Genomic DNA, 13924 nt, shown 5'->3' with positions numbered 1-13924 from the left:
TGGAAGTAGACGTTTTCTTAAAACCTGCACTTACACATATACTTACACCACGAACTCAAAATCTCTGATGAACGGCCACCTTATTCAGGTGGCCGTTTTTGTTTTTATAAGACATTGTTAGTTTCAAGTGGAAGAGTAAGTGGAAGTTTTAAGTTTTCTTGAAACATGCATTGACATACACTACTACAAACTCAAAATCTTTAATGAACAGCCGCTAGAGGAAGGTGGCTGTTTTAGTTATAAGTGGAAGTGGAAGTGGAAGTGGAAGTGGAAGTGGAAGTGGAAGTGGAAGTGGAAGTGGAAGTGGAAGTTTTAAGAAAACATACAATTCTATACCAACTCAAAATCTTTGATGAAGTAACATCCCAATGTCCTGATTTATTAAACAATAGGCTGCTACTCCTTTTATATATTCTCTTTTACAAAATTATTGATATATTTAAATTCAGAACGGAACAAAAGCATAGCGTTTTTAGGCGCAAATTACCTTTGATAGTAATGGTATGAGATATTATCTCCTGATAATTTTTTCTTTAGTTTGTCTGAATCTACATGCTCACTCCTTTCAAAAGCTAATCCATCTCACTACCCACAACGGGCTTTCCGGCAACCGAGCCTGGCATGCTTTTGAAGACAGTAAAGGTTTCATCTGGATCAGCACAACGGATGGATTGAGCCGTTACGACGGGCATTCTTTTAAAAATTACTTTTCGATTCCGGGAGATTCAAATTCTTTGTGTGGCAATGTAATCGCGAATGTACAGGAAAGGTCGGATGGAAAAATTCTCATCGCGACCTCTCATGGTGTTTCAGAATACGATCCGGCAGGGAATTCATTTCGTACCGTTTTCGTCCCTCCTGCTCCTGCTTCCGAAGAATACGCGGTTGGGATAGGACAGATTCTTGTCGATCATCATGACCGGCTCTGGATCGCTACTCAACACGCTGTTTATTGTCTGGATTCTGTTTATCAGAACATGAATTTCCCCTATAAAAACCTGTATGGCAACTCCTATGTATTCAGAATAGAGGAAGACAGCAACGGTAATGTATGGATCAACAAGAGCAATTTTCTCAACAGAGTTACGGTGGATGGAAAAATATTTTCCGTGCAAAATTACAACACGGACCCGGGAAAGGAAGTTTATTCATTTTCTTGTATTGATTTTTTGGTGAATCCGTACAATGAAATTGTTACACTTTCACATGATCAGGAAATAATCCGCTTTGATAAATCCGGTCATGCAACAGTATTGTTTAAATTAATTACTGATGAAAGGATAAATTATTTCGGGATTGCCTGGTCGTCCGGAAATAATATATGGCTGACTACCTCTTCTGACGGAGTATTTAAATACAACTTGTCGGGTCAAATGCAGGAGCACTTTTTTCATATCGACAATCAACCGGGTTCATTGTGTTGGAATGATGTGAAGGATATTGTCGAGGACAACAATGGAAACACCTGGTTGTGTACAGATGGAGGACTGGATGTATTACCATTAACGAAAATAAACGCCATACTGGTCTGCGGGCAGGAACATGATGATTCGTCCGTCATCAATAAGGAACCTCTCAATACTTTTCTGATAACAGATACTTCTGTGTGGTGTGCTGAATGGGGCGGTTCAATTTGTGAGCATCAAATACAATCCGGAAAAAATCATTGGTACTCCACCGGTCCGCAGGATGGCTACAATTATATTTTTGATCTCCTCGATGTGGGTGGTAAACTATGGTTCGGAACCTTTTCCGGTTTGTATTACCTCGATCCTGTTAGCGGAAGAATTGCAAAAATCAGGATTCCTGTTGATGGAATTTTTGCAACTGATACTATTCCGATAACCGGATTTTTCAGAGACAAAAATAAATTTATTTGGATCTCGCTTGGAAAAGGTCTTGGGGTATTGCAAACAGATTCTCTATTTCACTCATGCCGGCATTTTTCCCTGAATCAACCGGGAGAAAATAATTTCCCGTTCCGGAATTTTACATCGATAGCAGAAGATGCAGCTGGTCGTGTGTGGATGGGCCATGCCAGAAGTAAAGGGATTGCAATTTTTGATTATAGCACAGGCTCGTTCCGTTTTAATCGTGGAAAAAAAGGGACGGGATTTGATGAACAGGTAAATTGCTTTTTCGCGACAAAAAATTACATGTGGGTTGGTACTAACAGTGGTGTTTTTAAACTTGACATGAACACTTATGTATTGAAACAGTTCAGTCGTCAGAACGGTCTTCCCTCCAATAACATTAATAGCATATCGACGGACGCGCAGATGCAGCTTTGGGTCGCAACAGTAAATGGACTGTCCCTATTGGATTCTTCAGAAACCCGGATCGTAAATTTCAAAAGTATTGATGGTATTCCGGAAGATGAGATTTCCGCGTTGCATTTTGACAACCAGCAAAATATTATTTACGGACTGTGTACGAATGTGCTATTTTCATTTCACCCTGACAGTGTCATTAAGTCTTCTCGTCCGGTACGTCCGGTGCTACTTTCCTTAAAAGTGATGGGTAAGGAAGTAGCTTTGAAAGAAAATAAAATACTGGAAGTTGATTACCTCGACAAATACATTACCATTGAATACACAACACCTGTTTTTGGAGTAGAAGACCGGCTCTTCTATTCTTACAAACTGGAAGGCTATGATACCAATTGGATATACCTTGGGCAGCATCAGTCAATCGGATTCACAGATCTCCCGACGGGTTCATACCATTTTCGCTTACGTGTATCCAGTGATGGAACTCATTGGCAGGAATCTTCGTCCCCTATTGATATTCTTGTAAATGCCCCTTACTACAAAAAACCATGGTTTATTGTCCTTGAAATTTTCCTTTTGCTGCTGCTGATTGTATCCATTATTATCACGTATTACCGTGTAAAACTGAGCCGGCTGCTGCTTGCACAAAAAATCAGGAACAAAATTGCTAACGATCTGCATGATGACATTGGATCTTCGCTCAGCAGTATTTCGTACATGACGGAATTGGTAAAAATGAAATCCGGAAAGCAGGAATCCGGCTCCGACAGTTATTTGAATCGTATAGGCGAAACATCGCGACGGTTGATTGACAATATGAGCGATATTGTATGGAGCGTAAATCCGGAGAATGACGCGGCGGAATCGCTGATTCAGAGAATGAAATATTTTGTCGCGGAAAATTTAAAATTGAAAGAGATCCATTATACATTTGATGTAGAGCCCGGCACGGAAGCTAAAAAATTCACCATGGAAGAACGCCGGAATTTATATCTGATCTTTAAAGAGATGATGCACAACATACTTAAACACAGTCAGTGCACCCGGGTGGAAATTCAAATTTCTTCATCACGTGAGAGAATCAGTATTTCCGTCCGCGACAACGGTATTGGCTTCAATACTGAAAATAAATATGAAGGAAACGGGTTGAAAAATATGCAAAAACGATCCTTTGAACTCGGAGCTGAATTGACAATCCAATCTGCCCCTGGAAGTGGTTCGCACTTTGTCTTGAGTTTATAGGGACAGCATAAATATGTAGTAATTTTCAGGTATTATCAGACTAACTTTAACCATTCATTCATTAAAGATCACTGCGCAATAAACATTTCAATCGGAATTCACATGCTTAAAATAATCATTTTTGAAGATAATCAACAGCTGAGAGAAATGATGTGCCAGCTAATTAACGGCACTGAAGGATTTATTTGTGTGGGCGCCTATCCGGATGCAGGCGATCTCGATCATCGCGTGGAAAAAGCTGAACCAGATGTTGCATTGATGGACATTGATCTGCCGGGGATTTCCGGTATTGAAGCGACCAGACAAATAAAAATCAAATTTCCCGCAGTAAATATCCTTATTCAATCTGTTTTTTCGGATGAAGACAAAGTTTTTGAAGCAATTTGTGCAGGAGCTTCAGGTTATCTATTGAAAAATACGCCCCCGGCAATGTTACTCAGCGCGTTACAGGATGTGCAATCCGGCGGCTCGCCGATGAGTTCATCCATTGCAAGAAAGGTGTTGCTGGCCTTTCAAAGAAATATGAAATTCGGCAAGAAGGAAAATTTTAATTTGTCCGATCGGGAGATTCAGGTACTTCAATTGCTCGTAGAAGGATTGAGTTACAAAATGATCGCTGAAGCCTGTTCTATTTCATTGGATGGAGTCCGTTTTCATTCACGAAACATTTATGAAAAGCTTCATGTTCACTCAAAATCTGAAGCCATTATCAAAGCCATCAAACACAAGATTGTGTAAAATCCAATTGGCATTTTTCAGTTGAATCTTTTGATTGAGCCTGGATTTACTTTTTTCAAGACTACATCATTGTGCAGTTGTCCTTGTGAAGGGGCGATCTAATTTCGTTGTGCAAATTCATACATTATTTTCGACAAACATGCTACTTCGAAAATAATACATGGACTCATGTATGGTTGGAAAAAATTGCGCTCAGTAAAATTTCTTTCCGAATCGATTGGGATTGTAAGATGAGGGGTGCTTTATCTGAATGAATTTCAAAATAAATATTTTCCATTCTGTGCAGAATATAAAAATATGCCGCATTGTTCCCGGCATTACCAAAGCGGACAATATCATCTAATCAATTTAACATTGTTAATCTAAACTTATCTGTATGAAAAAAATTTACATTACATCATTGCTGTTGTTTTTGTGCAATGCATTTGCTTTTTCACAAATTACAATCATTCTCAGTGGTTGTGGCTCCAATACGTTTACCTATTATTCCACGGACCCGACCGGTAGAAACATTTACCATGATGGAAGCGGACAATATTCCATTGAATGGAATCCGGCATCCAATGAATGGGTCATCGTTTATCTTCCAGGGTTTTCTATCGGTTATTCAAATTCCTTTACTTCTCTTCCCGATCCACCATGTTACGGTGTAGGTACCTGGGCATTGGTCACTCCGGGTTGTGGTGATGTTACCGGGTTTTTTGGGAATTGTCAGTCAACACTGACAGCGGTAGATGAATATACTGAACGTTGGGGTTTTGAATTATTTCCAAATCCCGGCACTGGTCTTTTCCATATGACAGGCCTGGCCGATAAGAGTGAACTTGATGTTTTTGATATGCAAGGAAGAATGATCTTTCATTCATGTATAGCAGGCACACAAACCACAATTGATTTATTGGAGAAAGATAAGGGTATTTACCTATACAGACTCCGTGATATGGATGGGAAAACTTCCCAGGGGAAAATAATACTAAATTAAAGCAGTGCTGAAATTGCCAGTTGACGGCTCCATACGCGGGGATGAAGAAACGCTCCATCTTTATGCAGGTAGCAACCTTGCTTTTTCACTACAACTTTACATCGCATTTGTATTCAATAAATTCTTTTAAAAATCTGGTTCCAATTTTAAAATCAATATCACCCAAAATTTATATTCATTAATTTTTAAACTAAATCACATGAAAATTTTCAAAAATTTATTCAAAGCAGGATTTGCCACTTTGCTTATTTCAGGTTTATTTAGCCTGAATGCTTGTCAGAAAACCGATGACATGAGTCCAATGTCTTCAACCGGAGAAGATCCTTCACTGAGTTCAGAGAGACATTGTAATTCCATTCTTTTCCCGGCCCAGGCACATATGTACGGAAAAAGTTATGGGGAGTGGGCAGCAGAATTATTCAAATGGACATTTCAATTTGATTGTACGCATTCACCCTACCTGGATCAAACCGGAGCATTTCAAAATCAAAATCAACATGGTCATGTATTTTTCCTCGCCGGCGCTCCATCAGGAACTCCGGTCACCCGTTCGGTTACTGTTCCAAGAGGTAAATCCGTGTTCTTCCCGCTGATCTATTATTTTGCAAACACAGGTTGTGGAGAATTGTTAAGCGCCATAGATGGTGATGTAAGAGGTATTGTTCCATACATGGATCAATTGACCCTTACAATTGACGGTCAAACGATAAACAATGTAACGGACTACCAGGCGATTTCACCCATCTTTAATTATGTTGGTGATCCTTGTTTCAACAGTAATTTCTGTATTGATGGAACGCAACAACAAGCTGTCATTGGTGGCTACTGGATTATGCTCAAACCACTTTCCCGAGGTACACATACGATTCATACTACAGGTGGCGCTTCCGCTTTATTCCCGGCAATAAAAGATGTCACCTGGACTATCACACAACTTTAAATCCTTCTCACTCAAACAAGGGATAATGTTCCCTATAATACAAGTCCCTGTTGAATTATTGAAGATTTAAAGATTTATTTTTTTGAGCCTTTTTTATTTAGCGCAGTCGTCTCGCAGAACGACTGCGCTTTTAATTTATAAAAAAAGCCATCACTCTTGTGATGGCTTCAAGGTTTCAATGTTTTGTAATTGATCCTAATGCTTAAGAAGACTTTCTGACAAATTTTGTCAGAATAACTATTTGTTGTCCTTCTATTTTACCTTCTATTTGTGCGGTATTATCGGCAACAAGTTTAATATTCTTCACAACGGTTCCAATCTTCGCGTTGATCTGGGAACCTTTTACATCAAGGGATTTGATAAGGGTAACTGAATCTCCTGTCTGCAACAATGCGCCATTGCTATCGCGGTGCATTTCATCATTTTCTGATTCAAGATGTTCGCCTGTAGCCTTAGCCCACTCCATCTGATCGTCGTCGAAATACATCATATCAATCGCATCCGCAGCCCAGGATTCGTGTTTCATTCTGTTTAGAAGCCGCCATGACACTACTTGCACAGCCGGGACTTCGCTCCACATGCTGTCCTTTAAACATGACCAATGCGCAGGATCGAGTTCTTCTTTCTTCTCGATTTGTTTCAAACACTTTTCACAGACATAAACGCAAGTGCTTGCCTGAATATTTGTATTTGGTGGTACGGTATATACCGAAAGTTCATTCACTGATCCGCAAAGTTCACAGGTATTACCGCTTCTTTCCTTCAATTCCGCTTCAAAATCCATAGTTGCTCATTAGGCGGCAATAGTACGGTTTTTTGACCGGAAGAGGAAATTCTGAACCCTAATAAAAAAATAAATAGTGCTGTTTTTCAGATGTAAAATATTTTTTCTAATATTCGATAATTATTATTTATAAACTTTCTCATGAAAAAATTCATTCTCGCTTTTATTTTATACCTCCACATTTTTCAGCCGGCTAAATCTCAAAGTTTCAGTTATCGGAAAGCAGATTTTTCATGGCCTGCGGAAAAGCCAGTCGCAATTTCAGTTGATCCCGTTTTTGAAAAAGAAGACGCAGTAATTCTTGATGAAAAATGCCTGTATAATATTTCCGGTAACCAGGCTCCGCCATACAATTATATTTCGACCTCAGGAAGGGGTTTTTATGTCGATGAATCCTCCGATAGCAAGTCGCCTATCGTGCAGAAACACATTCGGATTAAATATCTCACAACTGCCGGCATCCAGAAACATAACAGCTTTGCATTGCCTGAGAGTTTTGACCCTTCTCACGATCTGAACATTGTACCATATTTGAAAAGAGACAAAATTCGCCGGCCGAGAGGTGAATTTGAGTGCATCCGCTATTTTTCCGCAAGGATCTGGAAGCCGGATGGTAAAGTGCAGCCCGCAGAAATACAGGAAAACCAGGAAGTAGAGATTCAGCCACGTGCTGGAAGAGATTTGACTTTTTACAATTGGATTTTTAAGATCACTAATCTTCAGGTTGGTGATGAACTGGAAATGGAGTACGCCTATGAAGGGTCTTTTACTTATCAGCCCTCATCTCATTTGTACTTTAACAGTGATCTCCCAAAACAAAATTACCAACTTACTTTTCGACACAAATTAAATGACACCTATATGATTTTCAATCACAATGGGGCGGCTCCGGTGGATACTCAAATTGTTCAGGGAAATACAATGAAATACAAAGATTACATCTACCGGGAGAAAAATTTAAAAGGCGGAATTAACGAAAGCGGAGGCCGTCCAATAAATGAATTGCCATATCTCACATTTTATATTCATCACCTCGATTACGGTCAAACCGGAGATAACAGCGGTCTGGTCATGTATCCTTTACCTTATCCCTGGTGGTATGCGCTATCGCCTTTGCTGGGTTTTGAAAAAGACAATCTGAAATTGCAGCTCAAAAAAATGGACAATTCTACCACTCGTATGAATGCATTCTTTGATGATGAAATCAGAAAAGCCGCAGACACATCAGCCTCCACAATAATGTCAGTCATTCAACATACGATTGCGGATGAATTCAATTACCTTGATGATATAGATTTTATCGAGGGATCTGATAATGGTTTGGAGAAGTTTGGGAAAAATATTGAAAATAAAACGCTCCGTTACATCAGCCGTTTACGATTATATGAGGAACTATTTTTACGTGTGGATCGGGAATATTATTTAACAATTTTACATGACAAGCGAACAGACGCGATTAATCCTGCACAATATGAACGCATGGGATCTGAAGAATTCTGTTATGTGCTTCCTCAAAACAACCAGCTGAATTTCTATTACCCAAAAAGCAGCCGTTTTGGTTACGAAGCGAATGAACTTCCCTTTTATTATGAAAATGTAATTGCACCACTGGTGCCACAACATCTTCCCGCTACTCAGAAAAAAGATGTTCTGCCTGATGTTGAATTTAAATTTATTCGAACACCAAAAAGTGATCATGCTGACAATACAAGAAGAACAAATGGGCTGGTTCAAATATCTCTTGATTCGTATTCAGCGAATACAAAGGGAAAATTAAAACTGAGCGGACAATTTTCTACACTAACCAGAGGTTACTTTTTATACGAAGCAAAGGACACTACCATTAGTCCGAATTACTACAAATCGGTTCTTGATCTGGCCGATGCCGGACAAAAGGCAACAATAGAAAAAGATGAGATAAGCTCCGTATTTCCTTACAATGCTTCATTTACTTATAGTTTTCGAAAATCAAATTTTGTAAACAAAGACAAAGAGGGCGATTACACTTTTTCACTCAATGAATGGTTTAACAATTATGTAGACGATAATTTTTCAGCTAAAAACAGAAATCTGAATTATTACCCTGACTTCAATTCTGAGGATATCCATCGTTTCATGCTTCAGTTCGATCAACCCGTAGAATTACTGGATGCGGGTGAATACAATGATACGATTGCGAACGGGTTCGCGCATTACATCAGACATATAGAACAAAAAGACCCTCAAAATATTTTAATCGAAAGCACATTAATTGTTCATTCCGAAATTGTACCTGCTCAAAATGCCGGTGACGTACAAACCGTCTATGATGCCATCCGAAACTGGAATAAAAGGACCTACCGTGTCAGAAAACTGTGATGGTGTACCCGAACTTCGCAGTGTCACCGGATAGTCTTACATCGTGTTTTCCTGCAGGTATCCGGAAATAGAAAATAAATATTTTTAAGCACGGCTCCTGATCTTGCTTTCCTTTCCTATTTGTAAAATTGAACCGTTCATTTTTCCAGGGACCAATAAAAAATTAATTGGGCATCAAAATATTTGCATCTTAAGGATCGTTAACAAGCAATAGAAGATTTCCCGGAACGATTTTAGTTTTTCTTTTTCAATTCGCGGAGAATGGATTCACGCTTACTTCCTATTCCAATTATTTATCTATTTCTAAAAAAGGGAGGTCACCATGATTCCGAACAAACCAATTCGCCAGCCGAATCAGGTCGCGAAAACAATTGTAGTATTGACAGTGGGTAGTATGATTTTAGGATCCGGGATTTATTTGTTTCTGCATTTTCGAAATTCCGGGTTGAAGGAATTAAATAGTGAGATGCAAAGTAGCTCCGGTACAGCAGAACATGCGCATGCTATCGATTCGTCAGATTTTGTGCTGTCTGAAAGGAATGCGGATGCTGATCCGGATTTTAAGGATTTACTTTTACCTCACGCGTTTACTGATCGCATCACCGACCCTGTTTTCCCGGCAGGCGTTCATCCTCCATTTCCGACTATAAATACTGAATTACAAAAATCAGTAGTGAATGCGAATGTCGGGCAAATTCTTACCACGAAACACAATTCAAGCATTCAGATTCCTCCAAGGGCCTTCCTGGACAAGAACGGGAAAATTGTTGAGGGAGATGTGGACGTGAAATTCAGGGAATATTATAATTACCTGGATATCTTCCTGAGTGGAATCCCGATGAATTATCTGGATGGCGATTCCGCTCAACTTGAATCTGCCGGAATGATCGAGCTTACAGCCTCTAAAAACAATGAGCGATTGTATGTAAATCCCGCGAGTAAAATAAATGTCATGCTCGCCTCCATGAAAGATTCAAAAGATTTTAATCTGTATTACTTTGATTCGTCCAAAAATAAATGGGTGAATAAAGGGAAGGATAATGTGATTACACAGCAAGATGGAAGAAGCAGCTGGCAGCAGATGAATAAATTAAGGGATTCGACTGAAAAGAAATTCGCTTTTAACGCGAACAAATATCCAACCCGACTGATTTGTTCTGAATACCCCGTGGCGAAAAGAAATTTCTTCTGGGAGAAAAAGAAAGAACCGGATCACTTTGTATTCCGGATTACATCTCTGAACAAATCGGTACCTGAATTGAAGTTGATCGGGTCGACTTCCTGGGCTTACCTGGGTGAAGACGCGAAAGAGATACACCAAAAATTGTTTTACAAACCGGTGAATGATTCTGTAAAACGACTGCAGCCACGCACATGGAATAATTTTTCCATTGAAGAAACCCCGGAACCGGATTTATTCAGGCTTACTTTGTACGATGAACAATCATCTGTTTCCATAAATATTGTCCCTAAATTCCCCACTGAGGTCAATCGAAAAAGATTCAAAAGCAAAATCGGTTCTTTCCAGTCGATGCAAAAAGACCGGTATGAAGGCGATCGTATCGCTTTCGAAAAATTCAAACAAGACACAACAAAATACTTCGCGGAAAACGGCAGATACACAGTAACCAGTGTTTCCACATCGTCATACGTTGTTCGTCAGTTTCAGATTGATGGATTTGGTATCTGGAATTGCGACCGGCCACTTAGCATGCCAAAAGGAAGAACTGTGTATGCGCAATTTGTGGACCAGGACGGAAAGAAGCTGGAACTAGCAGCGGTTTACCTGGCGGACAAAACAAAGAATACAGTTTATACCTATTCATACCAGGGTCAGAAGAATTTTCGATTTGATCCGACCTCGAAAAATTTAGTCTGGGCTGTTTTACCGGATGGACGACTTGCTGTCATTAAACCTGATGAGTTTAAAGAGAAATACTCCAATGCGCGAAGTAACTGTGTGTTTAAATTCGCGGTGAGTAAAAACGCGATATCCACGAAGGATAATTTGAAAGAAAAACTGTCTTTTGACAGCTAACATTTTAAAGAAAACTTTCCAGGCACGTTTCGTTTAACCAGAGTGAATTCCGGAACCTTAAAATGGTTTCGGAATTTTTTTGCTTTTATGAGGTTGTGGTTTTATATCATTCATAAGATGTTTGATGAAAATTATATCTTATGGCAACAAATTAAAAAAATTTTTAACAGGGGGGGGGGGGGGGGGGGGGGGGGGGGGGGGGGCGGGGGGCCCCCCCCTTTCCTTTTTTTTCCCCATCCCCAATCGTTTTGGGGGTTTGGGGGGGGAAGGAAATGGGGAGGGGGGGGGGGGGCGGGGGGGGGGGGGGTGGGGTTTTTTTTTTTTCCCCCCCTTTTTTTTTGGGGGGGGGGGGGGGGGGGGGATTTTTTTTCCCCCCCCCTTCCCTTTTTTTTTTTTTTTTTAAAGGGGGGCCGGGGGGGGGGGGGGGGGGGGGGGGGGGGGGGGGGGGGTTTTTCCCTTTTTTTTCCCCCTTCTTTTTTTTAAAACCAATGGGGGGAAAACAATTAATTAAATTTAATTTCCCGGCCTTTTCTTCCCCCCGGGTGAATGGCCATCTGATCAATATTCAATTGAAGATCAAAATGCCTCAAGAAATAATTTTACAATAAATCCAGGGAAAGAACGATTTCGAAATCAGGGTAAAAATACAATTTCAGCGATGGTGGGGTCTTTTAAATCAGCGGTGTCAAGGTTGTCCAGAAAGGATGTCTCACGATTTGGATGGCAAGCACGATTTCATGATCATGTAATACGTTCACAATTTGAATTTGATTGTATCTCCAGTTATATAAAAAACAATCCACAAGAATGGGAAAGAAAAAAGAAGATTTGTTGAAATTTTTGTAAATGGAATTCTCCTCAGGTCATTGATAGACAACAAAAATACCTGAATGATTGATTCTGGTAATTTGTGCAGGATTTCTCAAAAATTGGAATAGCCTATCGTCGATAAACTGTACAGAAATCGTTAACCTCATCAAGAAAATAGAATACATTTGCCCCCATGAAATATTTCAATTTACTGTTCATTCGCCCCACCATTCTTTGTGTCTTTATTGTCTTGAATATTTATTCCAGCTCATTTGCGCAAATCAAATCTACAGAAGAATATAATTCCAGCCGTCTTGGTTTGATGCGATCGGAAGAGAGTATGAAATTATCTTACCGGATTAACTTCTCCGTTGAAGAAGATAGCGCGGAAGCATATTTGTTTAAATTAAAAGCAGAAGAAATAAAAAGAACCGGTTCGCAATTTCCTCCTGCCCATAATTTTCTGACAGTTAAACCTCTCATTGACGCTTCTCCCCTTCTTCCCATTTTTAAAAAGATGCCCAAAGGGGCAGTCCTGCATGCGCATCCCGGTGCGATTGGAGATTTTCATTGGCTCATTCAATACGCTACATATCTTCCAAATTGTTATCTCAACACAGGCAAAGACACAACAAAAGAAGTGAATGGCGCGATGCGTTTTTTTTCATCACCACCATCAACGGACTGGAAATCCATTGCTGCACTTCGTGCGGCTTCGGGTGATGCGACAAGGTTTGACAAAGAACTGTATGAAAGCATTACACTTGGTACAGAAGATCTGGACAAACCCGACATCTGGGCTGAATTTGAAAAATGTTTTTCAAGGATCGATGGTTTGCAGTCATATGAAGCCGTATACTCAGAATGGAACCGAAGAGAATTAATGGTGATAGCGGATGAAAATGTTCAATTGCTGGAACTGCGTTCATTCCTGGGAGGACCTTGTGGTTATGATCAGCAGGGAAAAGGGCCGGATACAGCTATTTTTATGTATCAGAATTTTGTGAATCAGATAAGGGATAAGCACAGGGATTTTCAGGTGCGCTTCATTTTTACCCGAATGAAACAAAATGGCGGACCGGAACTTACAGCATCCTTGCAGGAAGCACTTCGATTAAGGGAAAAATATCCTCAATGGATAGCAGGTTTTGATCTGGTTGGAGAGGAAGATGCATTGCCTGATCTGAGTACCTGTGTTGACCAGTTTATTTCCATAGAGAAAGAAGCCCGAAAACGCGGCGTCAGTCTTCCGTATTATTTTCATGCCGGCGAAAGCAACTGGACGAATAATTCAGACATCGTAGACGCGCTGATGTTGAAAAGCAAACGTATTGGCCATGGTCTCGCCTTGATCAAACATCCCCGTTTGATGGAACGAGTTAGGGACAAAAGAATAGCCATTGAAGTTTGTCCCGTGAGTAATCAGGTACTTGGTTATGTTTCGGATTTAAGAAATCATCCGGCAGTGAATTGGATCAGGAGTGGTTTGCCGGTAACATTAAATCCTGATGACCCGGGAATGATGGGCTATACTTTCTCCTATGATTTCTATGAAGCCTTTATGGCCTGGGATCTGGATCTCGCGGATCTAAAAATGCTGGCCATCAATTCCATTAAATACAGTTCACTCGGGGAAGTTGAGAAAACCGTGACAATGGAAAAATGGAAAGAGAAATGGAATCTGTTTATCCGTGAATTAAACGAGGATGCAAAGAAAAACTGAACATTGAGTTTGATATTGCTGACGAATGAAGATTCAAAG

8 protein-coding genes are annotated in these 13924 nt (G+C 40.1%); 7 read left to right on the top strand and 1 reads right to left on the bottom strand.

What is annotated here, in order from left to right; all coding sequences use genetic code 11:
- The first annotated feature begins 503 nt into the window (after positions 1 to 503).
- The 4 genes from IPP86_01215 to IPP86_01200 all read left to right on the top strand — a co-directional run bounded on the left by IPP86_01215 (position 504) and on the right by IPP86_01200 (position 6172).
- The gene (locus IPP86_01215; protein ID MBL0137132.1) at positions 504 to 3512 is read left to right on the top strand and encodes a hypothetical protein; all 3009 of its coding nucleotides are present in this window, start codon (positions 504 to 506) and stop codon (positions 3510 to 3512) included.
- A gap of 102 nt (positions 3513 to 3614) precedes the next feature.
- On the top strand, positions 3615 to 4250 hold the full coding sequence (locus IPP86_01210; GenBank protein MBL0137131.1) for a response regulator transcription factor: 636 nt from the start codon (positions 3615 to 3617) through the stop codon (positions 4248 to 4250).
- A gap of 376 nt (positions 4251 to 4626) precedes the next feature.
- The gene (locus tag IPP86_01205; GenBank protein ID MBL0137130.1) at positions 4627 to 5232 is read left to right on the top strand and encodes a T9SS type A sorting domain-containing protein; all 606 of its coding nucleotides are present in this window, start codon (positions 4627 to 4629) and stop codon (positions 5230 to 5232) included.
- A 199-nt stretch (positions 5233 to 5431) separates the two neighbouring features.
- Positions 5432 to 6172: a hypothetical protein gene (locus IPP86_01200; protein ID MBL0137129.1), complete on the top strand. Its 741-nt coding sequence runs from the start codon at positions 5432 to 5434 to the stop codon at positions 6170 to 6172.
- A gap of 202 nt (positions 6173 to 6374) precedes the next feature.
- On the opposite strand, the gene IPP86_01195 is transcribed toward IPP86_01200, so the two are convergent.
- Positions 6375 to 6956: a PhnA domain-containing protein gene (locus IPP86_01195; protein ID MBL0137128.1), complete on the bottom strand. Its 582-nt coding sequence runs from the start codon at positions 6954 to 6956 to the stop codon at positions 6375 to 6377.
- Between the two features lie 141 nt (positions 6957 to 7097).
- On the opposite strand from IPP86_01195, the gene IPP86_01190 reads away from it, so the two are divergent.
- From IPP86_01190 to IPP86_01180, 3 genes are all read left to right on the top strand, one after another.
- Positions 7098 to 9314, top strand: a complete 2217-nt coding sequence (locus IPP86_01190) for a DUF3857 domain-containing protein (GenBank protein MBL0137127.1) — start codon at positions 7098 to 7100, stop codon at positions 9312 to 9314.
- A gap of 322 nt (positions 9315 to 9636) precedes the next feature.
- Positions 9637 to 11352 carry a hypothetical protein gene (locus tag IPP86_01185; GenBank protein MBL0137126.1) on the top strand — a complete coding sequence of 572 codons (1716 nt, stop codon included), beginning with the start codon at positions 9637 to 9639 and terminating at the stop codon, positions 11350 to 11352.
- A 1003-nt stretch (positions 11353 to 12355) separates the two neighbouring features.
- Positions 12356 to 13885 carry a hypothetical protein gene (locus IPP86_01180; GenBank protein ID MBL0137125.1) on the top strand — a complete coding sequence of 510 codons (1530 nt, stop codon included), beginning with the start codon at positions 12356 to 12358 and terminating at the stop codon, positions 13883 to 13885.
- Positions 13886 to 13924: the final 39 nt, after the last annotated feature.

Source organism: Bacteroidota bacterium, from assembly GCA_016720935.1.
In the GTDB taxonomy this organism is placed as follows: domain Bacteria; phylum Bacteroidota; class Bacteroidia; order AKYH767-A; family 2013-40CM-41-45; genus JADKJP01.
This window is presented reverse-complemented; position numbering and strand designations above follow the sequence as displayed.

Excerpts from the sequence above, each read along its gene's own strand:
- IPP86_01195 (MBL0137128.1), bottom strand. The coding sequence starts at position 6,956 with ATGGATTTTGAAGCGGAATTGAAGGAAAGAAGCGGTAATACCTGTGAA.
- IPP86_01190 (MBL0137127.1), top strand. The coding sequence starts at position 7,098 with ATGAAAAAATTCATTCTCGCTTTTATTTTATACCTCCACATTTTTCAG.
- IPP86_01200 (MBL0137129.1), top strand. The coding sequence starts at position 5,432 with ATGAAAATTTTCAAAAATTTATTCAAAGCAGGATTTGCCACTTTGCTT.
- IPP86_01210 (MBL0137131.1), top strand. The coding sequence starts at position 3,615 with ATGCTTAAAATAATCATTTTTGAAGATAATCAACAGCTGAGAGAAATG.
- IPP86_01205 (MBL0137130.1), top strand. The coding sequence starts at position 4,627 with ATGAAAAAAATTTACATTACATCATTGCTGTTGTTTTTGTGCAATGCA.
- IPP86_01215 (MBL0137132.1), top strand. The coding sequence starts at position 504 with ATGAGATATTATCTCCTGATAATTTTTTCTTTAGTTTGTCTGAATCTA.
- IPP86_01180 (MBL0137125.1), top strand. The coding sequence starts at position 12,356 with ATGAAATATTTCAATTTACTGTTCATTCGCCCCACCATTCTTTGTGTC.
- IPP86_01185 (MBL0137126.1), top strand. The coding sequence starts at position 9,637 with ATGATTCCGAACAAACCAATTCGCCAGCCGAATCAGGTCGCGAAAACA.